This is a genomic window from Cryobacterium arcticum (genome assembly GCF_001679725.1).
Lineage (GTDB): Bacteria > Actinomycetota > Actinomycetes > Actinomycetales > Microbacteriaceae > Cryobacterium > Cryobacterium arcticum_A.
Genome location: NZ_CP016282.1, coordinates 2742899 through 2768409, shown reverse-complemented (window position 1 = coordinate 2768409; position 25511 = coordinate 2742899). Strand labels below are relative to the sequence as shown.

Below are 25511 nucleotides of genomic sequence, written 5' to 3'. Positions count from 1 at the left end.
TCACCCCAAGACAGAGCTGAAGAGCTCTGCCGTGCGGCTGAGGGTGGCCACGAGTCCGATGACGGCCACACCCAGCCAGACCCAGATGGGCGTGAGCCCGCGTCCGATGCGGCGCTGGACGATGATCGACCGGCCGACGATGTAGACGGGCGGAGACAGGAACGACCAGGCCCAGTGGAACGGGCGCACGTATCCGGCACGCTCCAACGCTCGCCGGTCGGCGAACGCCAACCCCACGGATGCGGCGTAGATAGCCACGCTCAGAAGATTCCGAACAAGGCCCGACAGGTCCACCGGCGGCACGAACGGTTCAGCGGTGGGGTCGAAGTCGGCCGGGAACAACCGGAGCGGCATCGACAGCAACACCGCTGTCGCCAGCAGGGGCAGGAAGACGATCGCCCACAGACTCGCGGTATAGACCGGAGTTCCTTCCGGCAACGGCTGTTGCACCGGGGGACCCAGCTCGGCCGGGCCCATCACAGCCGACGTCCACTGGGTGCCGTCCCACCAGCGCAGGCCAGGTCCGCCTTGCGGATCGGCATGCCAGCGCGGCTCACCGATCTCTGGTTCTGTCGCCGTCATCGTGTCCCCCAATACGTGTCTGACACGGCGATGTTGCTCCGCCGTATCCATCCAAGGTAGTAGACAGTAATCATGACTGGGCGCGAACAGACCGAGATCGAACGCAAGTATGACGTCGTCGACGGCAGCCAGGTGCCTCCACTCCGGGGCATCCGCGGAGTCACGGCCGTCGAGACGCACGACCCGTTCACCCTGACGGCGGTGTACTACGACACCGACACCAGGGACCTCGCACGCCACCGCATTGTGCTGCGTCGCCGGGAGGGCGGCGGCGACGCCGGGTGGCATCTGAAGACCCCCGCCGACGAAGGTCGCACCGAAGTGCACTGGCCCCTCGACATCGGCGAGACCGGCCAGACCGGAGAGCCCGACGACGCCGGTACAGTGCCCGACGAGGTGCTCGAGCCGGTGCGCGCCATCGTGCGCGACCGGGCGCTCACGCCGTTGGCCCGCATCTCGACAGTGCGTACGACGACACACCTACTGGGCCCCGACGCCGAACCTCTCGCCGAGGTCGCCGACGACGAGGTCGCGGCCTCCGATGCCCGCGGCGGCACCTACCGCAAGTGGCGGGAGTGGGAGGTAGAGCTGCTGGCTGGTGCTCCCGACACCCGCAAGGAACGCACCCGCCTGCTCGACGCCATCGAGGCGACCCTGTCGGCGGCGGGTGCGCATCCGTCGGCCAGCGTGGCAAAGATCGCCCGTGCGGTGGGCGTCGACTCGCTCACAGACCTTGCCGTGAGCCCGGTGCTGCCGGGCCTGCTGCCCTCGCCCGCTCTGCTGGACCCCGAGTCCGCGGCCGTGATCGTCGTGGGAGCACTGCGCGACCTCACCGCCACCCTGATCGCCAACGATCCCCTGGCGCGAGCGGATGCGCCCGACGCCGTGCACAAGATGCGCACGACGGTGCGCCGGCTGCGCAGCGTGCTCGCGGTCTACGGCCGCCTGTTCGAGAAGACCGCCGTCACCGAGCTGCGCTTCGAACTCAAGCACCTCGGAATCGAGCTGGGCCGCGTGCGGGACGTCGAGGTTCGCGGCGCCAGGCTGGCCGCCGAGCTCGCCGCCGCCGCCCCGCACTCCACGACGGACGCCGACATTCGTCTCGTCGGGGGAGCGCGGCGGGAGCACGCGGAGGCCCTCGACGGCGTGCGCGGCTACCTGCTGAGCGCCCGGTACTACCGGACGCTGGATGCCCTGGACGCGTTTGCGGAGTGGCCGCCGTTCGGACCGAAGGCCGACCGCCCGGCCGCGGCCGAGATCCGGCGCGACCTCGCCGGGGCCGTGCGCACGCTCGCGAAGCGCGTCGATGCCGTGGCCGGGGCGGATGCGCCCGAACCTGCCCTGCACGAGGTGCGGAAGGCCGCGCGCCGCCTGCGCTACGCCGCCGAGGCCGTGGCCCAGGCGCAGCCGGTGCGCCTCGAGCCCGACAACCGGGCGAAAAAGAAAACAGGGAAGAAGGCCGCCAGGAAGAGCGCGAAGGCCTTCGACAAGGCCGCCGCGAGGTTCGACGAACTCCGCGGCCGGTACGACGACATCGCCGGGGTCGCCAAGCCCCTCGTGAAGCGGCTCGGCGACCGGCACGACAGGCAGCTGCTGCTCGACGAGGTGGAACGAGCGGGCCAGACCGCCCACGAGGCCGGTGAGAACACCCTGGTCTACGGGCTGCTGTTGGCGCGGGCCGAGGAGCCCGACGACACCGTCGACGTGGTGCTCGCCGATGCTCGGAAGACCTTGCGCCGGCTGGAGAAGATGGTCAAGGCGCTCTAGCGCCGGCGCCTCACCGAGTCGGTCTCACCAGCGCCGGGCCGATGACGCAGCGATGATCTGCAGCAGCGCGGCCCGCAGCTCGTCGGCGTTCTCGAGCGGCGGAAACACATCGGCCTCGAGCGTGCGGGCCTGCCGCCAGGCCGCGGTGCCGGCATCCGTGCGTGTCACCAGGTGGCGGCGGGCGTCGCGTTCGTCCCGGATGCGCGCGATGAGCCCCTCGCGCTCGAGCCTGTCGAGTGTGCGCGACATGGTCTGGGTCTGCACGCGCGCCTCCCGGGCCAGTTCGGTCTGACTGCGCGCGCCCGGGCCCAGCAGGTGCAGCACGATGAGGCCGGCATGGGTGAGACCGAGCGACGCGAGCGCCTCCACCCAGGCGTGCTCCACGAGCCGGGCCGCTGTGGAGAGCAGTCGGCCGTTGGGCCACTGCGCCATCGCCTCGCCGGCGGATGCGGCGTCCGGGGAATCGAATTCGGGAGTGGTCACCCCTTCACCGTACTGCTACCGTGGTTTAGTCAGCTAGCTGATCAATTGATCTGCTCGCGTCTGCACAAACGTCGGCATAAAGGAGATCCCCATGACAGTGTCCCGAGACCTGCTTCGCCAAGGCACCGTTCTGCTCAGCGCCATCCTCGCCCTGGTGGGATCGTTCATCGGCTCGGGAGCCGCGGGCGGCACGCCCATCCAGACCGCCTCCGGCGGCGCCCTGGCCGCCGACGCCACACCCATCGCCCCCGGCGGCCCGGCCTTCGCGATCTGGACTCCGATCTATGCGGGCCTCGTGCTCTACGCCATCTGGCAGTTCCTGCCCCGGCAGAAGACCGACCCGCGGCAGCGCCGACTCGGGTACGCCATCGCCGCGTCTCTCCTGCTCAACGCGGCCTGGATCCTCAGCGTGCAGTTCGACCTGCTCTGGCTCAGCGTTCCTGTGATCGTGCTGCTGCTGGCCGTGCTCGTCTGGATCTTCCTGATCGTCCTGGACACCCGGCCGCGCACCCTCATCGAGACCGTCCTCGTGGACGGCACCCTGGGCCTCTACCTCGGCTGGGTCTGCGTGGCCACGGCCGCGAACATCACCGCGGTGCTGGTCGCGGCCGGATTCACCGGGTTCGGCCTGTCGCCGGATGTCTGGGGTGTCGTGGTGATCGCCGTCGCCGGCCTGGTCGGCGTGCTGCTGGCCGTGGTCGGCCGGGGCCGGCTCACCCCCACCCTCGCCCTCTGCTGGGGTCTGGCCTGGGTGGCCGTCGCGCGGCTCACCGGGGACCTGCTCTCCACCCCCACGGCCGTCGCCGCCATCGTCGCGGTGGTCGCGGTCGTGGCCGTCACCGTGGTGCTGCGGGTTCCCGCTCCCCGCCGCCTCAGCGCAGCCGAGCCGGTGCGCGCATGACCGGCGCACGCCGCCGGTGGTTCGGCCTGGTCTTCATCAGCATCGCCGTTGCCCTGATCATCGTCGACTCCACCATCGTCAACGTCGCCATCCCCTCGATCGTCGATGACCTGGGCATCACCTCCACCCAGGTGCAGTGGGTGCAGGAGAGCTACACGCTGGTCTTCGCGGCGCTCCTGTTGGTCTTCGGGTCGCTGGCCGACCGCTACGGACGACGGCGCATCCTGCTCACCGGCGTCGTGATCTTCGCCGCCGCCTCGGTGCTCGCCGCCCTCGCCCAGACAGGCGACCTACTCATCGCCTCCCGGCTCGTGCAGGGCGTCGGTGGTGCCATGGTGCTGCCGACCACACTGTCGCTGATCAACGCCACCTTCCGGGGGCGAGACCGCGGCATCGCCTTCGCCATCTGGGGCTCCACCATCGGCGGCATGGTCGCGGTCGGCCCGCTCCTCGGCGGCTGGCTCACCACCTACTTCTCCTGGCGCTGGGCGTTCGGCATCAATGTGCCGCTGGGGCTGGTCATCATCGTCGGCGTGCTCATCTTCGTCTCCGAGTCCAAGGACGCCGGCGAACCCCGCCGCATCGACGTGGTCGGTGCCGTGCTGTCCGTGATCACCAGCGCATCCCTGGTCTTCGGCCTCATCGAGGGCCGCACCTACGGCTGGTGGCTCACCAAGACCGCGCCCACCATCGGCGACTGGACCTGGCCGTTCGAGCTGTCCATCATCCCGATCGCCTTCCTGATCACCCTCGTGTCCGGCGTCCTGTTCGTCTGGTGGGGCATCCGCCGCCAGCGCTTGGGCAAGAGCACCCTGCTGGCCTTCTCGCTGTTCAGGATCGCCTCGTTCCGCAACGGCAACATCGCCGCCTTGATCGTGTCGCTGGGTGAGTTCGGCATCATCCTCTCGCTGCCCCTCTGGCTGCAGAACGTGCTCGGCTACGACGCCCTGCAGACCGGCTTCGTGCTGCTGGCCTTGGCGATCGGCTCGTTCGTCGCCAGCGGCCTGGCCGGAGCCTTCGGCAACAAGGTCACTCCGTTGACCATCGTGCGCGTGGGCATTGTCGCCGAGATCATCGGCGTCGCGGGCCTGGGCACCGTCATCACGGCGGATGCGACGTGGCTCGTGATTGTGCCGTTCCTGTTCGTCTACGGACTGGGCGTGGGCCTGGCCACCGCGCAGCTCACCGGCGTGGTGCTCGGCGACGTGCCCGTGGAGCAGAGCGGTCAGGGGTCCGGCACCTCGAGCACGGCCCGGCAGATCGGTTCGGCCCTCGGCATCGCCGTTCTGGGCACTGTGCTGTTCACCTCGGTGGGCCTGTCGCTCGACGCCAAGCTGGCCGACCTCGACGTGCCCGCGGCCACGAGCACCCAGATCGTGGATGCCGTTGTCGACAGCGCCGGCGCGGCCATCCCGGCCCTGGAGGCCCAGAGCCCGGCCGTGGCCGAGGCCGCCAAGGAAGCCTTCAGCGAAGGTACCCGGTACTCCGCGTACGCGGCTGCCGGATTCCTGGTCATCGGCCTGGTCGCCACGTTGCGGCTCACGGCCCGGCGCCCGGAGGAGACCGAGCAGCCCGCGGTGCCGGCTGCGTCGGGCAGCTAGGTCAGCGCGGCTGCGCCCGGCGGTCCGGCTGGGGCTTCTGCACCGAGAGTTCCCCGCCGAGCCGGCCGCCGTAGGGCCGGCCATGGTCGGCGTATTCCTCCCGGAAGAAGCCCATGCGCCAGCGCCCCATCTCGATGCGGGCGCCGGTGCGCAGGATCAGCCCCTGCTCCGGCCGCATCGTGCTCGATCCACCGCCGACGCTGCCGTACGCGTAGAGAACGTACTCGTCGTTCTCGTCGTGCCGGATCTCGGCGTGCAGAAGGTCGAGCCCGTCCAGGCGCAGGTCGGCGTCGGTACCACTGCCGATGCGGGTGACGCCGGGCAGCAGGTTGAACTCGCGGGGAGGACGGCCGTCCCAATTCTCTGAACCGACGACGAAGATCAGACGGGGGCGCCCGGAACCCGGGGTGTAGTGGGTGGTCGTGACGCGTTTCCTGATCCGGCGGGAGACCGTCGGAACCAGGGGGAACGGGGTGGTGGGCGGCAGCTGCACCCGTTGCTCCGGTGGGAGAGGTTGACGCCAGTGCTTGAGCAGTGAGCTCACCGCCGCTGCGGTTCCCAGCATCAGATGCGGCGAGCGGGTCACCATCCGCTGGGCGAGCGGGGCCTGCACCGCCCCCATTCGGGCGATCACGCCGTCGGGCCCGGACACCGACAGCACCAGGGACTTTTCGGCCAGGCCCGCCGCCACGGTGCGCAGATCGCTCAGCGACGTCAGATGAGTGTGCAGGAAGCGCTCGGGGTTGCTCAGGAACACCTCGATCTCCAGGCCGGACGCGGTGACGGTGCCGACGAGCGGCTCGCGGTCCTCTCCCGGCTCGTCCAGCGAGAAGCGCAGATCGATGTCGAGGCGCGTTGTGGTGTCGGCCACGAGGCTAGTCGGTGCGGGAGGCGGCGGAGGCTGCGGCCCCGCCGGGAGCCTCGCTCGTGGTCACCCGCAGGGTGCCGTTGAGCTTCCAGGTGGCCCGCGGCGCATCCGGGCCGATGTCCCGCGGAACCTCCACGGTCATGTCGATGAAGCTGTAGTCGATCACCGCGCTCTTGCCGGTCAGATAGGACCACATCTCCTTGCCCAGGTCGGTCCAGTCCTGGATGCTGCGGGACGGCGGGCCTGAAAAGTCGGGTTCGGCGCTGGGCGGGGTGACATTGGAAATCTGGTCGGTCATGGTGTTCCTTACTCTCGCCATTGAGGGATAGTCGTCACCCTAGCTGCGGGGAGGGCCCCGTACCTGAAGATCACCTGAGGCTTGCAGAACTCGGCGCAAGACACAGAACAGCTCGCCCGTGGATCACGGGCGAGCTGTTCGGTGTTGAGCGGGTGGTGCCGAGGTTATTCGGCGTCGAGGTCCGTCTCGAGGATCTTGACGAGGCCTTCGAGAGCCTCGTCCGCTCCATCGCCCTCGGCGCGCAGCACGACGACCTGGCCGTTTGCGGCGCCCAGGCTCATCAGGCTGAGGATGCTCGAGGCATCCATGGCGTCGTCGGCCGGGTCACCCTCGAGTGCGATGGTGACCTCCATCGGCAGTGCGCCGACGGCCTCGGCGAAGATCGCCGCGGGGCGGGCGTGCAGGCCGACGCGGCTGGCGATGGTGGCGTTACGTTCTGACATGGTTCCTCCTGAAACGGTACGGATTACAACTGTATTGCCCGCCGGATGTGCTGTCGCCGTGAGCGGCAGCACATCCGGCAGATCGGCTAAAGGCCGAGTTCGGCCAGGGCCGGCAGCTCGGCGCGCACGAGGTCGCGGGCCGCGGTGGCGGTGGGTGCGGCCAGGGCGATGCCGGCCAGGCGCTGGGCCTCTTCGACGGTGACGGTCTTGAGCACCGCGGCGACGGCCGAGAGGGCCCGTGCGGTCATCGAGAGGGTGTTCACGCCCAGGCCCACGAGGACCACGGCGAGGGCCGGGTCGGCCGCGGCCTCGCCGCAGACGCCGACGGGCTTGTTGTTGCCCTCGGCGGCAGATCCGGCGACGGTGAGCTGGATCAGCCGGAGCACGGCGGGCTGCCACGGCGTGTTCAGCGCCGCGAGCGGGCCGAGCTGCCGGTCGGCGGCCATGGCGTACTGGGTGAGGTCGTTGGTGCCCAGGCTGGCGAACTGCACCTGGCCCAGGATGGTCTCGGCCGTCAACGCGGCGGAGGGAACCTCCACCATGACGCCGGGGGTCTTCAGCCCGGCGTCGCCGCACATGCGGGCGAAGTCGCCGGCTTCTTCGGCGGTGGAGATCATCGGCGCCATCACCCAGACATCCGCTTCGGTGCCCTCGGCAGCTGTCGCGATCGCGGCCAGCTGACGCTTGAGCACGCCGGGGGAGGTGAAGTCGGTGCGGTAGCCGCGCACGCCGAGCGCCGGGTTGGGCTCGGATGCGTCGGTGAGGAACGGGAGGGGCTTGTCGGCGCCGGCGTCGAGGGTGCGCACGACGACCTTCTTGCCCGGGAACGCGTCGAACACACCGCGGTACGCGGTGACCTGCTCGTCCAGGGTGGGTTCTTCGTCGCGGTCGAGGAAGCAGAACTCGGTGCGGAGCAAGCCCACACCCTGCGCGCCGGCCGCGGCGGCCTTGACCGCATCCGCGGCGCCGCCCACGTTCGCCAGCAACGGCACGAGGTGGCCGTCGGCGGTGACGCCTTCGCCGGAGAACACGGCGAGGGTCGCCGCAGTGGTGGCCCACGCTTCGGCGGCGGCGACCTGGTCGGCGTCGGGGTCGACGGAGATGCTGCCGGCCGCGCCGTCCACGTACACGGAGGTGCCGTCGGCGATGGTTTCGACACCGGCCGCGGCGACCACGGCAGGCAGGCCCAACGCACGGGCAATGATCGCGGTGTGCGACTGCGGGCCGCCACCGGAGGTCACCAGCGCGAGCACCAGAGCCGGGTTCAGCGTGGCCGTGTCGGCCGGGGCCAGGTCATCGGCCACGAGGATGAACGGGGTGTCCGACGCCGGGATACCCGGGGCCGGCACGCCGCGCAGCTCGGCCACGATACGGGACCGCACGTCGAGCACATCCGTGGACCGCTCAGCCATGTAGCCGCCGAGGTTGTGCAGCATCTCGGCCACGGATGCCGCGGACTCCCAGATGGCACGCTCGGCGGAGGTGCCGTTGTTGGTCATCAGCTTCACGGCGCCCTTGATGAGCATCGGGTCAGCCGCCATCAGCGCGGTTGCCTCGAGAACCGACTTACCCGCGCCGGTGGCGCTGACCGAGCGCTCTTTGAGCTCGGCCTGCACCACCTTCGCGGCCGTGCGAAGCGTGACGGCGGCATCCTCTGCCGTCGTCGACGAGGCCAGCTTTTCTCCTGCTGGCGGCTCGCTCACGGCCTTGGGCATCTGCCGGACGGATCCTACGATCCTGCCGGGGCTGACCCCTACTCCTGTGAAACTCTGCACGGAACTTCCTCAATTCTTCGGCTTTTAGGCGTTAATGGTGCCCCCTAATATTAGGCGTTCACCAGGGTGTTGTTCTGCTGGATGGACTCCGCAGTCGGGGCCTTTCGGACGTAGCGCTTGAGCGCGATTACCGCTAGGGCGGAGATGATCGTGCCGATCACGATGGCCAGAATGAAGCCCAGAACGTTCTCGATGGCGAAGAACACGAAGATTCCACCGTGCGGCGCCTTCGACGTGACACCCCAGGCCATGGTCAGCGCACCGGTGGTGGCCGCGCCGAGCATGCTTGCCGGGATCACGCGCAGCGGGTCAGCCGCGGCGAACGGGATGGCGCCTTCGGAGATGAACGACGCTCCGAGCAGCCAGGCCGCCTTGCCGTTCTCGCGTTCGACCGGGGTGAACAGCTTGCGGTCGAGCACGGTGGCGAGGGCCATAGCGAGCGGCGGAACCATGCCGGCGGCCATGACCGCGGCCATGATCTGCCACGGCGCCTGGTTGGCCAGGGTGGCCGCTCCGAGGCCGGCGACGGCGAAGGAGTAGGCAACCTTGTTGACCGGACCACCGAGGTCGAACGCCATCATGAGGCCGAGGATCAGGCCGAGGATGACTACGGACGCGCCGGTCATGCCGTTCAGCCAGTCGCTCAGGGCGACGGTGAGCCAGGCGATCGGTCCGCCGAGCACCAGGAACATCAGCCCGGAGGCGAAGATCGAGGCGAGGAGCGGGATGATCACGACGGGCATCAGGCTGCGCAGCCAGCGCGGCACGTTGAACGAGCCGATCCAGGCCGCAGCGACACCGGCGAGCAGGCCACCGACGATGCCGCCGAGGAAGCCGGCACCCATGAAGCCGGAAACCGCACCGGCGACGAAGCCGGGAGCGATGCCGGGGCGGTCGGCGATGCCGTAGGCGATGTAGCCCGCGAGCGCCGGAACCAGGAAGCCCATCGACAGGGCGCCGATCTTGAACAGGACGGCGCCCAGGTAGATGAGCATGCCGCCTTCGGGCAGGTTCCAGAGGCTGTTCTGCAGCACGACGGTGTCGGCGACCTCGGTGATCTTGTAGCCACCGAGCAGGAAGCCCAGCGCGATGAGGAGACCTCCACCGGCGACGAACGGGATCATGTAGCTGACACCGGTCAGCAGGGCCCGCTTGACCTTCTGGCCCAGGTGCTCGTTCTCGCTGACCGAGTCGGATGCCGCGGCGCCGGCACCGCTGACGCGGCGGGCGTTGGGGTTGTCGACGGCGGCGAGAGCCTCTTCGATCATCTTCTTGGGCTCGTCGATGCCGCGCTTGACGGGCGACTGCACGACGGGCTTGCCGGCGAACCGGGCCTTGTCACGCACGTCCACGTCGACCGCGAAGATCACGGCGTCGGCGGCGTCGATGACCGAGGCGGCCAGCGGGGTCGCCCCGGCGGAACCCTGGGTCTCGACCTGCAGGTCGATGCCCATCTCCTTGGCGGCTGCGACGAGCGCATCCGCTGCCATGTAGGTGTGCGCGATGCCGGTGGGGCAGGCGGTGACGGCCACGAGGCGGCGGGTGCCGGCGGTTGCCGTTCCCGTGGTGCCGGCTCCGGTCGGAGCGGCGGCGGGCGCTGCGGTGGTGGCCCCGGCGCTGGCGGCGGAGTGCGCCCCAGCGGCGGCGGTGACCGGCGCGACGATGTCGGTGACCAGGGTGACGATCTCCTCGGGGGTCTTCGCGGCGCGCAGGGCGGCGGTGAAGTCCGACTTCATCAGCGAGCGGGCCAGCTTGGAGAGGATCTTGAGGTGGTCCTGGTCGGCGCCTTCGGGGGCGGCGATCATGAAGATCAGGTCGGCGGGGCCGTCGGCGGAGCCGAAGTCGACCGGCTGGGACAGACGGGCGACGGCGAGCGTCGGCTCGGTGACCGCGGCGGACCGGCAGTGGGGGATCGCGAGACCGCCGGGGATGCCGGTGGAGGTCTTCGCTTCGCGGGCGAGGGCGTCTGCGTACAGGCCCTCGATCTCGGTGGCCCGTCCGGCGCCGGCCACGAGCTCGGCAAGGTGCCGGATCACGGTCGCCGGTGCGTCACCGAGGTTCTTGTCCAAAGCGACGAGCTCTGGGGTAATCAGTGCACTCACTGGTCATCCTCCTTTGGATGTGTAGCAAATGCCGTCACGGTGACGGCGGTGGGGTCGGTCTGGTTGAGGGCCGGCACGGTTGAGCCGGGCAGGGATGCGGCAGCTGCGCCGTGGGCGGCGGCCTGTCGCAGGCAGTCCGGAGCGGATGCCCCGGCCAGGTCGCTCAGCAGGAAACCTGCCAGCGAAGAATCTCCGGCGCCGACGGTGGAGACCGCGACGATCGGGGGACGGGTGGCGAGCCAGTAGCCGTCAGCGGTGACCAGCAGCGCGCCCTTGGCGCCGAGAGTGGCCAGCACGGCACCGACTCCGGCAGCGATCAGGGTCTGGCTCGCACGGGCGGCCAGGTGCGGATCGGCCTCGAGGCTGTCCGGGTCGGAGATGCCGGTGAGCTCGGCGAGTTCGTCGGCGTTGGGCTTGAGCAGGTCGGGGCCGGCGGCGACGGCCGCGGCCAGGGGAGCGCCGGAGGAGTCGATGGCGACCTTGGGGGCGTTGGCGCCGAAGCGCGTCTTGAGCTCCCGGGTGAGGTCGGCGTAGAACGCGTCGGGCACTCCGGGCGGCAGCGATCCGGCCAGGACCAGCCAGGAGGCGCCCTCGGCCTTCTCGAGGACCAGTTCGATCAGCGCTTTCTGCTGGTCGAGAGTGAGCGCCGGGCCCGGCTCGTTCACCTTGGTGGTGGTGCCGTCGGGTTCGGTGATGGCGATGTTGCTGCGCAGGGTGGCGTTGATCGGCAGGCCGAGGTGGGGGATGCCCTGGGCGGCGAGTGCGAGCAGCACCGGGTCTTCGGGGTCGCCGGGCAGGATCGCCAGGCTTTCGATACCGGAAGCTTCGAGGGCGCGGCAGATGTTGACGCCCTTGCCACCGGGTTCCTGGTGCGCGTCAACGGCCCGCTGCACGTCGCCGCGGGCGAGGGGGCCGGCAAGCTCGATGGTGCGATCCAGGCTGGGGTTGGGGGTGAGTGTGACGATCATGCGATTACGACCTCGACATCCGCCGCGGTCAGGGCTGCGGCAAGTTTGGGGGAAGGGGGAGCATCGGTGATGAGCGCGTCGATGTCGCTCAGAGCAGCGAACCTGACCAGGGTTTCCTGGTCGAGCTTCGAGGAGTCGGCGAGGGCGACGACGCGGCGGGCGGAGCGCACGATGGCGGTCTTCACGGCGGCCTCGACCGAGTCGGGGGTGCTGAAGCCGAAGTCGGCGGCCACACCGTTGGCGCCGACGAAGGCGATGTCGGGGCGCATGGCGTCGAGCTGCTGAGTGGTGCGGGTGCCCACGATGGCGCGGGTGAGGCCGCGTACCCGGCCGCCCAGGATCTGCAGCGAGATGGCCTCGTTGGCGGCGAGCTTGTAGGCGATGGGGAGCGCGTTGGTGATGACCAGGAGCTGGTCGCCGCCGTTGGCGGGGGTCCAGTCGAGCAGCCGGTCGGCCAGCAGCTCGGTGGTGGTGCCCGAGTCGAGGATGATCGACCCTGTGGTGCTCGCGGGGATCATGTCGAGGGCGGCGGCGGCGATGCGCGCCTTCTCGTCGTGGCGCTGGGTCTGGCGTTCCTCGAGGCTGGGCTCCGACATGCTCAGCCGGTCGATCGCCACGGCGCCGCCGTGCACCCGGCGCAGGTGCCGGCTGAGCTCGAGAACGGAGAGGTCGCGGCGCACGGTCTCCGGGGTGATGTCGAAGCGGGCGGCGAGTTCGTTGACGGTGACGCGGCTCAAGTCGGACACCATCTCGGCGATCATCGACTGACGCTCTTCGGCGAACATCGGGCCTCCTCGACGGTGAGAACTCAGGTGCGCGCGGCCGGGGGGAACCGCGCGAAAAGTTGTTATGCCTGACTTTAGACCCGTTTGTTTTTGAAAGTCAACCAAAACACAGACAAACAAAGATCCCTGGATGCGGGTCGACAGTTCCCGGGACCTCTCCTGCATCGTTTCGGTGCGTTTTAGCTCGCATCTGGCACTGACTTCGGAACTTTGCAGGGTGTGACGGCCCCGCAACTGTGCTTTCTTTCGAAATGAACCCGGAACGTGTGGAGAACTTCGGCGGGAGGACGATGATCTGAGGCACCCTCGACCGGTGACCGAACGCACACCACTCCCGAACGGCTGGGCGGACCGTGCCTTTCGGGTTGGTGACGCCCGCGAGGCCGGAGTGAGCCGTTCCCGATTGCGCAGCGGCGACCTCGACCGCCCCTTCTGGGGCATCCGTACCCCGGCGCTGCCCTCGCCGGACGAGCCGGGCGGTCAGGTTGGCGGTATCACGCAGCTGGAGAGGCTCTGCACGGCGCTCCTGGTGCGGATGCCTCCCGACGCTTTCTTCACCCATGGCACGGCCGCTCGCCTACTCCGACTGCCCGTGCCGTCCCGGTTTGCGCGAGTGCGTCCGGTTCATGTCGGCGTCCCTGCCCCGGCTCCGGCCATGGACAGGCGCGATGTCGTCGGCCACAGTCTGCGCATCGATCCGGACGATCTCGTCGACCGCGGTCCGCTGCGTCTCACCAGTCCGGCGCGCACCTGGCTGGATCTCGCGGCGCTGCTCACCCTGGCAGAGCTGGTGGCCGTCGGTGACCACCTGTTGTACTGGGAGTCTCCGATTCTCACCCGGGGTGAGCTCGCCGACGCGCTGGCGCGTTACCCCGGCCGCAGGGGCCTGGCCCGGGCCCGGGCCGCACTGCCGCTGCTGCGCACCCGCTCGGAGTCGCCGCGTGAGTCGGTGCTCCGCGTGATCATCGTGCTCGCCGGTCTGCCCGAACCCGAGTGCAACTACCGGGCGTTCGACCCCCAGGGCCGCTTCCTGGGCCGCGGAGACCTCGTCTATCCCGAGTACAAGCTGTTCCTCGAGTACCAGGGCGACCACCACCGCACCGATCGGGCGCAGTGGCGATCGGACATCCGCCGGGTCGGCCGCCTCGAAGACAACGGCTGGCAGGTACTGCAGTTCACCGACGACGACCTGCATGACCCGGCGGCCCTGGTGGCGCGCATTGCCCGTCGGTTGCGGGACCGCGGGTGGGCCCCGTGACGGCGCTACCCGTGACGGCTCTACTCGTAGTGGGCGAGGCCGCTCAGCTCGCCGCCGTCGGTGAGGAATTCGGCACCGGTGGAGAAACTCGACTCGTCGCTGGCCAGGAAGAGAACCAGGTTCGCCACCTCAACGGGCTGGCCCACCCGGTGCAGCGCTACGTGCTTCTGCGGCAGGTCGAGACCCTCGGTCATGGGGGTGGCGATGGCGCCCGGATGCACCGAGTTCACCCGCACGTTGTACTTGCCCAGATCCAGCGCCACGGCCTTGGTCAGCCCACGCACCCCGTACTTGGCGGCGACGTAGCCGGGCAGGGCCTCGTAGCCCTGCAGCCCGGCGGTCGACGAGACATTGATGATCGACCCCGCCGACGAGCGGATGATCGCCGGAACGGCGGCCTTGATGCCCAGGAACACTCCGGTGAGGTTGATCGCGATGATGCTGTTCCAGGATTCGAGGGTGTACTCCTCGATCGAAGCGAAGTTCACGATGCCGGCGTTGTTGACCAGCACGTCGAGACCGCCCCACTCGGACACCGCCGCCGCGACGGCGTTGTCCCAGTGCTGGGCGCGCGTGACGTCGAGGTGCACATACCGGCAGGCGTCGCCGAGCTCGGCGGCGAGGGCCCCGCCCTCTTCGTCGAGCACGTCGCCCACGACCACCCGCGCGCCCTCCTCCACGAGGCGCCGGGTCATGGCGGCTCCGAGCCCCCGTGCCCCACCACTGATGAGTGCGACTTTCCCGCTGACACGTGCCATGGTGCTGCCTCCCTGTTATCTCGGTCCTGTTTCTGTCGGTCTGTTCCTGTCGGTACTGTCCTGTTGCCGGGCAATGTACACGCGTCCCCGGCCACCCCGCCGTGCCGGACGGGCCGTGTCGGTGGCCGGCGGTAGCGTGGACGACATGAAGATCCTGCACACGAGTGACTGGCACATCGGGCGCACCTTCCACACGCACCAGACCCTCGACCACCTGCGCGTCGTTCTCGACGCCCTCGTCGAAATCGTGCGCGACCGGCACGTCGACGTGGTCGCGGTCGCCGGCGACATCTTCGACTCGGCGATGCCTTCGGCCGACAGCTACGCCCTGCTGGGCGGCACCCTCGCCAAGCTGCACGCCACCGGGGCCCGCGTCGTCATGACCAGCGGCAACCACGACTCCGCCACGCGTCTGGGCTTCCAGTCGGAGTGGACCGCGCTGGCCGGCATCCACGTGATCACCCGGTTCGACCAGTACCGCACGCCCGTCAGCATCGACGACGAGCACGGTCCGGTGCACTTCTACGGCATTCCGTTCCTCGAGCCGGCGCTGGTGCGCCACCACTACCCCGACGAACTCCTCAAGACCCACGAGCAGGTGCTGGGGCTGGCCATGCGCCAGGTACGGGCCGACCTGGCCGAACGGGGCGGCCGCTCCGTTGTGCTCTCGCACTGCTTCGCCGCCGGTGTGTCGGCCAGCGACGTGGAGCGCGACATCAGCGCCGGCGGCCTCGACCTGGTGCCCGCCGCGGTCTTCGACGGCCCCGACTACGTGGCACTCGGTCACATCCACGGCCGCGCCCGCATCACCGACCGGGTGCGCTATTCGGGCGCCCCGCTGCACTACTCCTTCGCCGAGGCCGACAAGCCCCGCGGCGGCTGGCTCGTCGACCTCGACGAGACCGGCCTGGCCGAGGTGGAATGGGTGGACCTGCCGGTGCCCCGCCGCCTGACCGTGCTCACCGGCGACCTCGAGGACCTTGTCACCGACGAGACCTTCGCCGCCGCCGAGCAGGACTGGGTCGCAGCGGTGCTCACCGACCGGGTGCGTCCCTTGGACGGCATGCGCACCCTGCAGAAGCGGTTCCCCTACTGCGTCACTCTCGAGCACCGGCCCACGGTGCAGGTGACGGCGGATGCGTCGAGCTACGCCGCGCGCGTGCACCAGAAGAGCGACCGGGACATCGTGGACGGGTTCCTGGAGTTCGTGCGGAATGGTGTGGGCCTGACCGAGTTCGAGCACGACCTCGTCGCCGACGTGCTGGCCGAGGTGGCGTCGCCGTGAAGATCACGCGGCTGCGCCTGGCCGGATTCGGGCCGTACAAGAACGAGCAACACGTGGACTTCACCACGTTCGACGCCGACGGCATCTTCCTCATCACCGGCAAGACCGGAGCGGGCAAGTCGAGCATCCTCGACGCCATCTGCTTCGCCCTCTACGGGTCGGTACCCCGCTTCGACGGCAGCGAACTGCGCCTGCGCAGCGACCACTGCGACCCCGACGACCCGAGCTTCGTGGAGGTCGAGTTCACCCTCGGCGCCCAGACCTACCGGCTCTACCGCACCCCGGCCTACGACAAGCCCAAGAAGCGCGGCACGGGCACCACACCGGCCAAACCCGAGGCCCGGCTCGAGCGGCTCGGCGCCGACGGCTGGGAGGGCCTGGCGGCCAAGCCCGTGGACGTCGCCCAGGAGCTCGACCTGATCCTGCCGCTTCGGAAGGATCAGTTCCTGCAGGTGATCCTGCTCGCGCAGAACCGGTTCCAGCGGTTCCTGCTGGCCAAGACCGACGACCGGCTGACGGTGCTCCGCACCCTGTTCGGCACGCTGCGGTTCCAACAGCTCGAGGCCGTGCTCATCTCGCGCCGTAAGGTGCTCGACGACGACCTGACCGCCGTGAACCGCGACATCGCCGCCCTCGTGGAGTCCGCGCTGCGCCAGCTCCACCGGGCGGATGACACGGCGGATGCCGACGCCCCCGATGCCGACGACGCTGATCTGTCCGGCCCCGATCGGCCCGACCTGGACTGGTTCGTGGCCGGACTGCACACCGTGGAGACCCGCCTCGCCGCGGCGACCCGGCGGGCCGAGACCGCCGCCGCCGCGCTGGCGACAGCCACGCTCGACTGCGCGGACGCCGAGGACCGACGCCGCCGCCAGGACCGCCGGGACACCGCCGAGCGCACCCTGACCGCCCTCGAGGAACGCGCCGGCGAGATCGCCGCCGTGCGCGAGACCCTGCGCCTGGCCGAGCGGGCCGCCCGCGTCTGGCCGCAGGTGCGCGCCCTCGCGGATGCGCGGGAGCAGGTCACCGCGGCCGACGGCATCGAGGCCACAGCACGGGCGGCCTGGCAGCGACTTCTCGCGGATGCTGATGGCGATGTGGATGCCGATTCTGCTGGCGATGCCGCCGCCCTGACTCTGGTGATCGACGACAGGCTCCGCCAGCTCGGCGGCCTCGCCGACGTACTCGCCGACGAGATTCGGCTGCCGCAGCTCGAAGCGCAGATCAGCGCCCTCGAGCAGCAGGCGGCCGAGCAGTCCGAAGCCCTTGAGCAGGCCCGGTTGTCACTCCTGGCCCTGCCGGAACGCATCGTGGCCGCCACCGACGCCCTCGCCGTGGCCAGCCTCGGCGGCGCCCAGGTCGCCACCGCGGAGGTCGCCGCGGCGCGGGCGAAGGAGGCCCTCGCCGCGGCCGAGGACATGCAGAGGCTCAACACCGAGCTCGTGGGCGTGCACCGGGCCGAGCGTGAAGCCGTGGCCGCGAACACCGCCGCCGCCCAGGCCTACCAGGATCTCGTGGACCGCCGGTTGGGCGGCTTCGCCGTCGAGCTGGCCGCCGGACTCGTCGACGGCGAACCGTGCACGGTCTGCGGGTCGACGGAACACCCCGCGCCGAAGCCGCAGGAAACCGAGCCGGTCACCGAGGCCGACCTGGCCGCCGCCCGGCGCCTGATGACCCAGCGCCAGGCCGCCGTCGACGACGCCCGCGCAGCCTCCCAGACCGTGGCGACCCTGCTCACCGAGGCGCAGACGCGCGCCGGAAACCGCGACTCCGACGACCTCGACGGCGCGCTCCGCACCGCGCAGGAGGCGTTGGCCACGGCCGCCGGCCACCGCGACCGCATCCCCGGACTCGAAGCCGAACTCGCCCGGCTCCGCGCCGACCAGGACGAGGCCCAGTCCGCCCTGGCCCCGCTGCAGCTGGCGCGGGACGAGACCACGGTGCACCTGGCCGGGCAGCGCAGCGAGCGGGACGCCCTGGCCGCCCGGGTGCGCCTGCACCGGGCCGGCTTCGACAGCGTCACCGACCGGTCCGACCGGCTGCAGGCCGAACTCGACGCCGCCCGGGCACTGGCCGACGCCCTGGCCGCCGCCACCACGGCCCGCGGCGCCGAACGAGCCGCCACCGACGCCCTGGGCCGCCAGCTCGGCGAGGAGGGCTTCACCGATGAGGCCGAGGCCGTGGCCGCGCGCCTGGCACCCGCAGCGGTCGAGCGGCACGAGCGCAGCATCCGGGCCTACGACGACGAGCTCGCCGCCACCCGCGGTGTGCTCGCCGAACCCGATCTCGCCGGACTGCCCGACGACCCCATCGACCTGGAGCCGTTGCGGAACGTCCGGGACGCAGCCGCCGTCGCACGCGACGAGGCCCTGACCCGGCGCGAGTCGCTGCGGGAGCGCCGCACGGCGCTCACCGTTCTGGTGGCGGATGCGCGCGCCCGCCTGGAGAGGGCCGCCGACCTGCTGGCCACGCAGGCGCAGGTGCGCCAGCTCGCGGCCGTGGTGCACGGCGACGACCCCAACACCAAGCGCATGAAGCTCGAGACCTACGTGCTCGCGGCCCAGCTCGAAGAGATCATCGCGGCAGCCAACAACCGGCTACGCACCATGACCGGCGGCCGCTACGCCCTCGAACACGACGACGCCCTGCAGTACCGGGGCAGCCAGGCCGGGCTGGGCCTGGCGATCCGCGACGAACACACCGGACGCGCGCGGGCCACGCACTCCCTATCCGGCGGCGAGACCTTCCTGGCCTCGCTCGCCCTGGCCCTCGGACTGGCCGAGGTGGTCTCCAACCAGGCCGGCGGCATCACCCTGGACACCCTTTTCGTGGACGAGGGATTCGGCTCCCTCGACGCCGAAACGCTCGAGACGGCCATGAGCACCCTCGACAGTCTGCGGGCCGGCGGGCGCACCATCGGCCTGATCAGCCACGTCGAGTCGATGAAAGAGCAGATCCCGGCGAAGCTGCAGATCCGGGTGACGCCCCAGGGCTACAGCGAGATCGACAGGAGCTCCGTGGCTCTGTCATAGCTCCTCCATAGCTTCGACGGCTTGTCTGATTCCAGACGCGAACGGTTCCCGGTCGCCCCAGGAAAGGACACAGTCATGAGCGAGCCCGGCACGGCACCCGAGAGCCACCCGGCACCTGAGACCCACCACCGTCCGCGGTGGCGCACCGGCGACATCGTCGCCATGGGCCTGGCGGCGGCGCTCGTGGTGGGCGCCACGGGAACCGGCCTGTACTCGGCCGCCCGCGCGATCGAGCGCAGCGCCGCGGCGGCCGAGACGACCACCCGGTCGGAGACCACCGCCACCACCCAGGACCCCACTGCTCAGGTCTACGGTGGCCAGGGATACGGTGCCCAGGGGTACGGCGCCCAGGGCTCCGGCGCCCCGTCGGTCCGCTCCGGCGGGGGAGGGTCCACCACTCTCGACACCACCGCGGCCACGGCCGCGCAGTCCGTGGGTGTCGTCGTCATCGACACCGTGCTCGGCTACGAGAGCTCCGAGGCCGCCGGCACCGGGCTCATCCTCACCTCGGACGGCCGCATCCTCACCAACAACCACGTCGTGGAGGGCGCCACCAGCATCACCGTCACCGTGGTCTCCACGGGCACCGAATACACCGCAGAGGTCGTCGGCACCGACGCCACCGAAGACATCGCCGTGCTCGAACTCGTCGACGCGAGCGGCCTCGCCACGGCCGACCTCGACACCTCCGGCGAGGTCGCCGTCGGCGACGCGGTCACGGGCGTGGGCAACGCCGGCGGCACCGGAACCCTCACGGCCGCCGCGGGAACCGTGCTCAGCCTCGAGCAGTCCATCACCGCACAGGACTCCGACGGCACGAACGCCGAAGACCTCACCGGCCTCATCGAGGTGGATGCCGACATCGAGTCGGGTGAGTCCGGCGGGCCGCTCTATGACGCCGACGGCGAGGTGGTCGGCATCGACACCGCCGCCTCCTCGGGCAGCACCACCATCACCGGCTACGCCATCCCGATCGAGGACGTCCTCGAGATCGTGGACACCATCGACGCCGCGGTGGCCAGCGGGATCAACACCGACACCATCACCGTCGGTTACCCCGCCTTCCTCGGCATCGGCCTGAGCTCGACCGGCTCAACCAGGACCACCACCAGCACCGGCGCGGGCGTCGCGGGCGTCATCGCCGACACCCCGGCCGCCACGATCGGCCTCGCCGCCGGCGACACCATCACGGCCGTCGACGGAACCGCCGTCGCCACGGCCACGGCGCTGTCCGAGCTGCTCGCCGCCCACAGCCCGGGCGACACCGTGACCATCGACTGGGTGGATGCCTCGGGCGTCACGCACAGCGCCGCCGCCGCGCTCATCGCCGGCCCGGCGGCCTGACTCAGATCACGGCACACTGTGTTCATGACCAGCCCACACACAGAGCCCACCGCCCGACCAGCCAGCGCGGGCTGGACCACCCTCGTCTTCGTCTACCTGGCACTGGCCATCGTGGGCCTGATCGGCACCTGGACCTGGAACATCCAGGCGATCGCCGAGGCCAGCGACTTCATCGGCGACTGGACCATGAGCGGACCGGCCGTTTCGTCGCTCACCACCGATCTGCTGGTCACGGCCATCGCCGGCAGCATCCTGGTCATCGTCGAGGCCCGCCGCCTGGGCATGCGGGCAGGCTGGGCCTACGTCGTGCTCGGCCTGGTGACGGCCTTCGCCTTCGTCTTCCCGCTGTTCCTCGCGTTGAGGGAACGCCGGCTGGTGCTCGGCCGGTAGCCCTCAGCTCACATCCCCCGCCGCGAAACCGGCGTCGTCGCCCGCGAAACGCTCGCGGAGGGCGAGGAAAAGGGTCACCGTGAGCCCGTTCCGCAACAGGTACGGCTCTACGCCGCCGAGTGCGGCGACATCGGCCAGGGCCTGGCGGAGCGCAGCCGGATGCGGTTCGGCGGTGAGCGCCGCCGCCACGGCCTCGTCTTCGGGTACGCCGGCGGCCAGGAAGGCCAGGGCGAGCACCAGCCCGGTGTGGTGCTCGGCGCCGGGGCCGTGCACCACGAGCGGCCCGTCGCCGGCGGCTATCACCGCGACGGCTCCGGCGAGTAGGTGGCCGTCGTGGGCGATGAGGTCGGCGTATGCGCCGCCGGCGCCGATGCGGCCGGAGTCTGTGACTGGACTGGTCATGGTGCCCTCCCGAAGTTCACGAACGTGCGAATCGGGACAGTCTGCGCCATCGGGGTGAACGGGAGGTGAAGACCGACCGGATCAGGCCGACCGGATCAGGCCAGGTCGGGGGCCAACCGGGTGCCTTCGCGGCGCCCCAGCCGGCTCAGGCCGATCGCGCCGGCCGAGATGCCGATGATGACGGCGGCGATCACCAGGATGTAGAGCAGCACGGACGGCCAGCCGCCGGGTTCGCCGGGGTTGAGGAACGGGTAGGTCCACCAGTCGGTGAACGTGCCGCGCAGCAGCGCGTAGGCCAGCCAGGTGAGCGGGTAGATGAGCGCGAACCAGATGCGCTTCCAGGCCAGGGCCGGGCGCCCGGGAGCCAACAGCCAGTCCAGCAGGATCAGGGCGGGCGCCCAGACGTGCAGCACCTCGTTGGGCCAGCTGATGCCCACGTAGCTGCCGTCCGCCGGCAGGTTGCGCAGCAACAGGTTGTAGACGACGCCGGTGATCACGGCGTAGCTGAGCGTGGACATCCGCACCCGGGCCAGCAGCTCGGGCTCGGCGGCCAGGCGGAGGGCGAGGACGCCGCCGACCGCGAGGACGACCACGTTCATCAGGCTGGACTGGATGGTGAAGTAGCCGAAGTAGGCGGCCGGGTCGAAGGCGTCGTGCAGGAGCTCGTCGCTGATCTGGGTGACGATCGCCGCCAGCACCACCAGGGCCAGGACGATCCGCAGGACTCCCACGGTGCGTCGTACGGGGGTCGGACGGTCCGTCTGGCGGGCGGTCAGGCTGTCGATCGGTGCCTCGGCGGGGGCTGCAGAACTCATCTGATCAGGTTAGGGCACCGCCCCCGGCCCGCCCGGTTGGACAGGCTGGAGCTGACGAGGCTAGAAAGGGAACAGCAGCCGGTGCAGGAACTGGCGGGTGCGTTCGTGCTGCGGGTTGCGCAGCATCTGGCGCGGGTCGCCGTGCTCGACGATGGTGCCGCCGTCGACGAAGGCGACCTCGCTGGCCACCTCCCGGGCGAATTCGAGTTCGTGGGTCACGATGACCATGGTCCAGCCCTCGGCGGCCAGCTCCTTGATCAGGCGCAGGACGTCGCCCACAAGCTCGGGGTCCAGGGCGCTGGTGGGTTCGTCGAAGAGCAGCAGGGCCGGGCGCAGCGCCAGGGCCCGCACGATGCCGACCCGCTGCTGCTGGCCACCGGAGAGCTCGAACGGGTAGCTGTCCTTCTTGTCGATCAGTCCCACCCGGGTGAGCAGCTGGAGGGCTTCGGCCTCGACCTCGGCGCGCGGGCGCCGCTGCACGATGACGGGACCCTCCATCACGTTCTCCAGCACGGTCTTGTGCGGGAACAGGTTGTAGTGCTGGAAGACCATGGCCGACTGGTCGCGCAGGGCGCCGAGGGCCTTTCGGGGCACGGGCTTGCCAGCGGCGGTCGCCGCGTCGAAGTCGATGGCCGTGGCCGCCGCATCCGCCCCGACGATCTCGATGCGGCCGCCGTCGGCGACCTCGAGCCCGTTCAGGCAGCGCAGCACCGTGGTCTTGCCCGAACCGGACGGCCCGATCAGGGCAAGCACCTGGCCCCGAGCCACCGTGAGGTCGATCGAGGTGAGTACCCGGTTGGCGCCGAAGCTCTTCTGCAGGCCGCGGACGGTCAGGAGATTCTGGTCGGTGGGTGGGTCAGTGGGCGACATAGCGGTCCAATCGCTTCTCGAGCACTCCCTGGCCACTGGAGAGCACCAGGCAGATCACCCAGTAGAGCAGAGCGGCCTCCAGGTACAGGGCCATGAACTGCTGGCTGAACGCGGCCACCTGCTGCGCCTCACGGAACAGCTCGGTGACCAGGATCAGGGAGGCCAGGGAGGTGTCCTTGACCAGGCTGATGAAGGTGTTCGACAGGGGAGGCACCGACACCCGGGCGGCCTGCGGCAGGATGATCCGGGTGAGGGCGCGCCGGTGCGACATGCCGATCATGTACGCCGCCTCCCACTGCCCCTTGGGCACCGAGAGGATCGCGGCGCGGATGACCTCGGCCGCGTAACCGCCCACGTTGATCGAGAAGGCCACGATGGCGCTGGGCCACGGGTCGATCACGATGCCGAGCGACGGCAGGCCGTAGAAGATCACGAACAGCTGCACGAGCAGCGGTGTGCCGCGCACCACCGAGATGTAGACGCGGGCGATCGAGGAGAGCCAACGCCGTCGCGACAGGCGCATGAGCGCCAGCCCGAGGGCGAGCACCAGCCCGATCGCGAACGACGACAGTGCCAGCGGGATGGTTCCCGTGATGGCGCCGTGGAGCAATGGCCACAGCGAATCGAGCATCAACTGCCAGGTGGACTGGCTCACTTCGAGACGTCGGCCCCGAAGTAGGTGTCCGAGATCGCGGCCAGGGTGCCGTCGGCGCTCAGGGTGGCGAGAGCATCCGTCACGGCGTCGGCCAGGGCCGTGCCGCCCTGGGCGAAGGCGAAGGCGCTCTCCGACCGGTCGGTGGTCTCGGCGGCGATCTTGAGGCCGGATGCGCCGGTCTGCTTCTTGTAGTCGAGGTAGGTGAGCTTGTCGTTCACGGTGGCGTCCACGCGGCCCTGCTCGACGAGGGCGACCGACTGGGCCCAGCCCTCCACGGACTGCACGGTGGCGCCGCTCTCGGTGGCCAGGGTGTACCAGTTGCTCGTGAGCGACTGGGCCGTGGTCTTTCCGTTCAGGCTGTCGAAGGAGGTGATCGAGGTGTTGTCGGACGGCACCACGATGACGCCCGTGGAGTAGGTGTACGGGGCGGAGAAGGCGTAGGCCGCCTCACGCTCGGGGGTGATCGAGACCTGGTTGGCGATGGTGTCGAACCGGCCGGCCTCGAGGCCGGCGAAGATGGCGTCCCACTGGGTCTCTTCGAACTTCGCTTTGACGCCCAGCTGGTCGGCGACGGCCGTGGCCACCTCGACGTCGTAGCCGGTGAGGTCGCCGGAGCCGTCCGCGTGGTACGAGAAGGGCCGGTAGGTGCCTTCGGTGCCGATCGTGAGCGTGCCGGACTCGAGTACCGAACTCAGCGAGTCGTCCGTGCCGGTCGTGGAGCCGGCGGCGCCGCTGGAGTCGCTCGCGGAGGCGCTGCAGCCGGCCAGGGCCACCGCGGCGGCGAGGGTGAGGACGGTGGCGGAGACGAGGTGGCGCTTCATGTGAATGTTCATCCAATTGCTGATCGCTGGCTTGTGGCCGTGCTGGTGGCTGTGCTGGTGGCTGTGGTGCTGACGCTGGTCGAGAGGCTGCTTCCGGCGCTGTACTGGCCGGAAAGGCATACTCCGAGGTTAACAAGTCCGGCGGCCCCGGTGATATTCCGATGTCGCCACATGACGGCTCTGGCCCCCGTTCTGGCGCGGCCCGGCACCTGTCGGGGGATCGGCTTTCGGCATATGCTGCCGCGGTCGCACTCAACCCGAAGGAGTACGCATGAAACTGTCGATCCACCAACACGATCGTTCGTCAGCGGTCCTGCTCGGCATGGCCTGCGGCGATGCACTGGGCGCCGGGTACGACTTCGCCGGGCCGATGCCGCCCACCGCGGCGGTGGGAATGCGCGGCGGTGGCGGTGCGCACTGGGCGCGCGGGGAGTGGACCGACTACACCGCATTGGCGGTCCCCGTGGCCCGGGCAGCGGCCGACGGCCTCGACCTGCGTGACGAGTCCACCCTCGACCTCATCGTGGCCGAGTGGGTGGACTGGTCCACGACCGCGCCGTTCGCCGGCACCCAGTTGGCGGCCGCCCTGTCGGCCGAATCAGGGCGCCCGGACTCGGGGCGCCGGAACTCGGAGCCGACCGCCGCGGCGGTGCGCCGGGCCGCTCGCGACCAGCACGAACGCATCGGCCGCAGCGCCGGGAACGGGTGCCTGCTGCGCACCGCCCCGGTGGCTCTGGCCTACCTGCACGACGCCGACGCCCTCGCCGACGCCGCCCGCGGGCTGAGCGAACTCACACACTGTGAGACGGATGCCGGGGACGCCTGCGTGCTCTGGGGCCTCGCGATCCGCCACGCCGTGCTCGAGGGCGAACTCGACCTGCGCGTGGGCCTCGGCACGTTGTCGCCGGGCCGGCGGGAGCTCTGGTCGGCGCGGATCGGACACGCCGAACGCCGCGAGCCGCGCGATTTCACCCGCAACGGCTGGGTCGTGCAGGCGCTGCAGGGCGCCTGGTCGGCCATCGTGCACACCGACGCCTCGGATGCCGGCCACTACCGCCGGGGCGTCGAGGCCGCGGTGCGTGGAGGCGGCAACACCGATGCCGTGGCGGGCGTCGCCGGCGCCCTGCTGGCCGCCCGGTGGGGCCTGGCGGCGGTGCCGAGCGAGTGGCGGCGCCTTGTGCAGGGCTGGCCGGGGCTGCGCGGGGCCGACCTCGTGCGGCTGTCGGTGCTCGCCGCGCACGGCCACGACACCAACGACGCGGGCGAACGGGAGAGCTTTCGGCTCCACGTCGTGAGGTGAGGCGCCTG

The 25511-nt window shown here is 70.4% G+C and carries 24 protein-coding genes; 9 read left to right on the top strand and 15 right to left on the bottom strand.

Translation table 11 applies throughout. From position 1 onward, the window contains the following. The gene (locus PA27867_RS12435; RefSeq protein WP_167550841.1) at nucleotides 1–582 is read right to left on the bottom strand and encodes a DUF2510 domain-containing protein; all 582 of its coding nucleotides are present in this window, start codon (nucleotides 580–582) and stop codon (nucleotides 1–3) included. A gap of 72 nt (nucleotides 583–654) precedes the next feature. Between PA27867_RS12435 and PA27867_RS12430 the strand changes: the two genes are divergently transcribed. Beyond that, entirely contained in the window at nucleotides 655–2349 is a 1695-nt protein-coding gene (locus PA27867_RS12430; protein ID WP_066596769.1) for a CYTH and CHAD domain-containing protein, read from the top strand. A 24-nt stretch (nucleotides 2350–2373) separates the two neighbouring features. Here the strand turns inward: PA27867_RS12430 and PA27867_RS12425 are convergent, their stop codons facing one another. Then, on the bottom strand, nucleotides 2374–2832 hold the full coding sequence (locus tag PA27867_RS12425) for a MarR family winged helix-turn-helix transcriptional regulator (RefSeq protein WP_236900703.1): 459 nt from the start codon (nucleotides 2830–2832) through the stop codon (nucleotides 2374–2376). A 91-nt stretch (nucleotides 2833–2923) separates the two neighbouring features. Between PA27867_RS12425 and PA27867_RS12420 the strand changes: the two genes are divergently transcribed. Then, on the top strand, nucleotides 2924–3733 hold the full coding sequence (locus PA27867_RS12420; protein ID WP_066596768.1) for a tryptophan-rich sensory protein: 810 nt from the start codon (nucleotides 2924–2926) through the stop codon (nucleotides 3731–3733). After that, entirely contained in the window at nucleotides 3730–5334 is a 1605-nt protein-coding gene (locus PA27867_RS12415; RefSeq protein ID WP_066596767.1) for a DHA2 family efflux MFS transporter permease subunit, read from the top strand. The genes PA27867_RS12420 and PA27867_RS12415 overlap by 4 nt, the downstream gene beginning before the upstream one ends. 1 nt (nucleotide 5335) lies before the next feature. Here the strand turns inward: PA27867_RS12415 and PA27867_RS12410 are convergent, their stop codons facing one another. The 7 genes from PA27867_RS12410 to PA27867_RS12380 form a co-directional block, all read right to left on the bottom strand. Further along, nucleotides 5336–6205, bottom strand: a complete 870-nt coding sequence (locus PA27867_RS12410) for a hypothetical protein (protein ID WP_066596765.1) — start codon at nucleotides 6203–6205, stop codon at nucleotides 5336–5338. 4 nt (nucleotides 6206–6209) lie between these two features. Further along, entirely contained in the window at nucleotides 6210–6500 is a 291-nt protein-coding gene (locus tag PA27867_RS12405) for a hypothetical protein (RefSeq protein WP_236900702.1), read from the bottom strand. A 164-nt stretch (nucleotides 6501–6664) separates the two neighbouring features. Next, the gene (locus PA27867_RS12400) at nucleotides 6665–6943 is read right to left on the bottom strand and encodes an HPr family phosphocarrier protein (protein WP_066596763.1); all 279 of its coding nucleotides are present in this window, start codon (nucleotides 6941–6943) and stop codon (nucleotides 6665–6667) included. Nucleotides 6944–7029: 86 nt separating this feature from the next. Beyond that, the gene (ptsP, locus tag PA27867_RS12395; RefSeq protein ID WP_066596761.1) at nucleotides 7030–8718 is read right to left on the bottom strand and encodes a phosphoenolpyruvate--protein phosphotransferase; all 1689 of its coding nucleotides are present in this window, start codon (nucleotides 8716–8718) and stop codon (nucleotides 7030–7032) included. 50 nt (nucleotides 8719–8768) lie between these two features. Further along, entirely contained in the window at nucleotides 8769–10820 is a 2052-nt protein-coding gene (locus PA27867_RS12390) for a PTS fructose transporter subunit IIABC (protein ID WP_066596759.1), read from the bottom strand. After that, nucleotides 10817–11788: a 1-phosphofructokinase family hexose kinase gene (locus PA27867_RS12385; protein WP_066596754.1), complete on the bottom strand. Its 972-nt coding sequence runs from the start codon at nucleotides 11786–11788 to the stop codon at nucleotides 10817–10819. The genes PA27867_RS12390 and PA27867_RS12385 overlap by 4 nt, the downstream gene beginning before the upstream one ends. Then, nucleotides 11785–12573, bottom strand: a complete 789-nt coding sequence (locus PA27867_RS12380; protein ID WP_066596752.1) for a DeoR/GlpR family DNA-binding transcription regulator — start codon at nucleotides 12571–12573, stop codon at nucleotides 11785–11787. The genes PA27867_RS12385 and PA27867_RS12380 overlap by 4 nt, the downstream gene beginning before the upstream one ends. A 313-nt stretch (nucleotides 12574–12886) precedes the next feature. On the opposite strand from PA27867_RS12380, the gene PA27867_RS20665 reads away from it, so the two are divergent. Next, nucleotides 12887–13831, top strand: a complete 945-nt coding sequence (locus tag PA27867_RS20665) for a hypothetical protein (protein ID WP_157109211.1) — start codon at nucleotides 12887–12889, stop codon at nucleotides 13829–13831. Nucleotides 13832–13851: 20 nt separating this feature from the next. Here the strand turns inward: PA27867_RS20665 and PA27867_RS12370 are convergent, their stop codons facing one another. Beyond that, a complete protein-coding gene (locus PA27867_RS12370; protein WP_066596748.1) occupies nucleotides 13852–14589 on the bottom strand; it encodes an SDR family oxidoreductase in 738 nt (245 codons plus the stop codon). 145 nt (nucleotides 14590–14734) lie between these two features. On the opposite strand from PA27867_RS12370, the gene PA27867_RS12365 reads away from it, so the two are divergent. The 4 genes from PA27867_RS12365 to PA27867_RS12350 all read left to right on the top strand — a co-directional run bounded on the left by PA27867_RS12365 (nucleotide 14735) and on the right by PA27867_RS12350 (nucleotide 20640). Next, nucleotides 14735–15874: an exonuclease SbcCD subunit D gene (locus PA27867_RS12365; RefSeq protein ID WP_066599848.1), complete on the top strand. Its 1140-nt coding sequence runs from the start codon at nucleotides 14735–14737 to the stop codon at nucleotides 15872–15874. Continuing rightward, nucleotides 15871–18906 carry an AAA family ATPase gene (locus PA27867_RS12360; protein WP_066596746.1) on the top strand — a complete coding sequence of 1012 codons (3036 nt, stop codon included), beginning with the start codon at nucleotides 15871–15873 and terminating at the stop codon, nucleotides 18904–18906. The genes PA27867_RS12365 and PA27867_RS12360 overlap by 4 nt, the downstream gene beginning before the upstream one ends. A gap of 75 nt (nucleotides 18907–18981) precedes the next feature. Beyond that, on the top strand, nucleotides 18982–20250 hold the full coding sequence (locus PA27867_RS12355; protein WP_066596744.1) for a S1C family serine protease: 1269 nt from the start codon (nucleotides 18982–18984) through the stop codon (nucleotides 20248–20250). A 24-nt stretch (nucleotides 20251–20274) separates the two neighbouring features. After that, entirely contained in the window at nucleotides 20275–20640 is a 366-nt protein-coding gene (locus PA27867_RS12350) for a DUF2834 domain-containing protein (RefSeq protein ID WP_066596742.1), read from the top strand. 3 nt (nucleotides 20641–20643) lie between these two features. Here the strand turns inward: PA27867_RS12350 and PA27867_RS12345 are convergent, their stop codons facing one another. From PA27867_RS12345 to PA27867_RS12325, 5 genes are all read right to left on the bottom strand, one after another. Further along, the gene (locus PA27867_RS12345) at nucleotides 20644–21042 is read right to left on the bottom strand and encodes a hypothetical protein (protein ID WP_066596740.1); all 399 of its coding nucleotides are present in this window, start codon (nucleotides 21040–21042) and stop codon (nucleotides 20644–20646) included. Nucleotides 21043–21137: 95 nt separating this feature from the next. Then, on the bottom strand, nucleotides 21138–21857 hold the full coding sequence (locus PA27867_RS12340; RefSeq protein ID WP_084021095.1) for a Pr6Pr family membrane protein: 720 nt from the start codon (nucleotides 21855–21857) through the stop codon (nucleotides 21138–21140). A gap of 60 nt (nucleotides 21858–21917) precedes the next feature. Beyond that, nucleotides 21918–22727 carry an amino acid ABC transporter ATP-binding protein gene (locus tag PA27867_RS12335; protein ID WP_066596738.1) on the bottom strand — a complete coding sequence of 270 codons (810 nt, stop codon included), beginning with the start codon at nucleotides 22725–22727 and terminating at the stop codon, nucleotides 21918–21920. Then, nucleotides 22714–23358, bottom strand: coding sequence for an amino acid ABC transporter permease (locus PA27867_RS12330; protein WP_066599842.1), 645 nt, complete (start codon nucleotides 23356–23358; stop codon nucleotides 22714–22716). The genes PA27867_RS12335 and PA27867_RS12330 overlap by 14 nt, the downstream gene beginning before the upstream one ends. Nucleotides 23359–23378: 20 nt before the next feature. Beyond that, the gene (locus tag PA27867_RS12325; protein ID WP_084021093.1) at nucleotides 23379–24203 is read right to left on the bottom strand and encodes an amino acid ABC transporter substrate-binding protein; all 825 of its coding nucleotides are present in this window, start codon (nucleotides 24201–24203) and stop codon (nucleotides 23379–23381) included. Nucleotides 24204–24474: 271 nt separating this feature from the next. Between PA27867_RS12325 and PA27867_RS12320 the strand changes: the two genes are divergently transcribed. Further along, nucleotides 24475–25503: an ADP-ribosylglycohydrolase family protein gene (locus PA27867_RS12320; RefSeq protein ID WP_066596734.1), complete on the top strand. Its 1029-nt coding sequence runs from the start codon at nucleotides 24475–24477 to the stop codon at nucleotides 25501–25503. The last annotated feature ends 8 nt before the right edge of the window (nucleotides 25504–25511 follow it).

Coding starts and splice junctions, on each gene's coding strand:
- PA27867_RS12435 (WP_167550841.1), bottom strand. CDS start 582: ATGACGGCGACAGAACCAGAGATCGGTGAGCCGCGCTGGCATGCCGAT.
- PA27867_RS12430 (WP_066596769.1), top strand. CDS start 655: ATGACTGGGCGCGAACAGACCGAGATCGAACGCAAGTATGACGTCGTC.
- PA27867_RS12420 (WP_066596768.1), top strand. CDS start 2,924: ATGACAGTGTCCCGAGACCTGCTTCGCCAAGGCACCGTTCTGCTCAGC.
- PA27867_RS12415 (WP_066596767.1), top strand. CDS start 3,730: ATGACCGGCGCACGCCGCCGGTGGTTCGGCCTGGTCTTCATCAGCATC.
- PA27867_RS12405 (WP_236900702.1), bottom strand. CDS start 6,500: ATGACCGACCAGATTTCCAATGTCACCCCGCCCAGCGCCGAACCCGAC.
- PA27867_RS12400 (WP_066596763.1), bottom strand. CDS start 6,943: ATGTCAGAACGTAACGCCACCATCGCCAGCCGCGTCGGCCTGCACGCC.
- PA27867_RS12385 (WP_066596754.1), bottom strand. CDS start 11,788: ATGATCGTCACACTCACCCCCAACCCCAGCCTGGATCGCACCATCGAG.
- PA27867_RS12380 (WP_066596752.1), bottom strand. CDS start 12,573: ATGTTCGCCGAAGAGCGTCAGTCGATGATCGCCGAGATGGTGTCCGAC.
- PA27867_RS12370 (WP_066596748.1), bottom strand. CDS start 14,589: ATGGCACGTGTCAGCGGGAAAGTCGCACTCATCAGTGGTGGGGCACGG.
- PA27867_RS12365 (WP_066599848.1), top strand. CDS start 14,735: ATGAAGATCCTGCACACGAGTGACTGGCACATCGGGCGCACCTTCCAC.
- PA27867_RS12355 (WP_066596744.1), top strand. CDS start 18,982: ATGAGCGAGCCCGGCACGGCACCCGAGAGCCACCCGGCACCTGAGACC.
- PA27867_RS12350 (WP_066596742.1), top strand. CDS start 20,275: ATGACCAGCCCACACACAGAGCCCACCGCCCGACCAGCCAGCGCGGGC.
- PA27867_RS12345 (WP_066596740.1), bottom strand. CDS start 21,042: ATGACCAGTCCAGTCACAGACTCCGGCCGCATCGGCGCCGGCGGCGCA.
- PA27867_RS12340 (WP_084021095.1), bottom strand. CDS start 21,857: ATGAGTTCTGCAGCCCCCGCCGAGGCACCGATCGACAGCCTGACCGCC.
- PA27867_RS12335 (WP_066596738.1), bottom strand. CDS start 22,727: ATGTCGCCCACTGACCCACCCACCGACCAGAATCTCCTGACCGTCCGC.
- PA27867_RS12330 (WP_066599842.1), bottom strand. CDS start 23,358: ATGCTCGATTCGCTGTGGCCATTGCTCCACGGCGCCATCACGGGAACC.
- PA27867_RS12325 (WP_084021093.1), bottom strand. CDS start 24,203: ATGAAGCGCCACCTCGTCTCCGCCACCGTCCTCACCCTCGCCGCCGCG.
- PA27867_RS12320 (WP_066596734.1), top strand. CDS start 24,475: ATGAAACTGTCGATCCACCAACACGATCGTTCGTCAGCGGTCCTGCTC.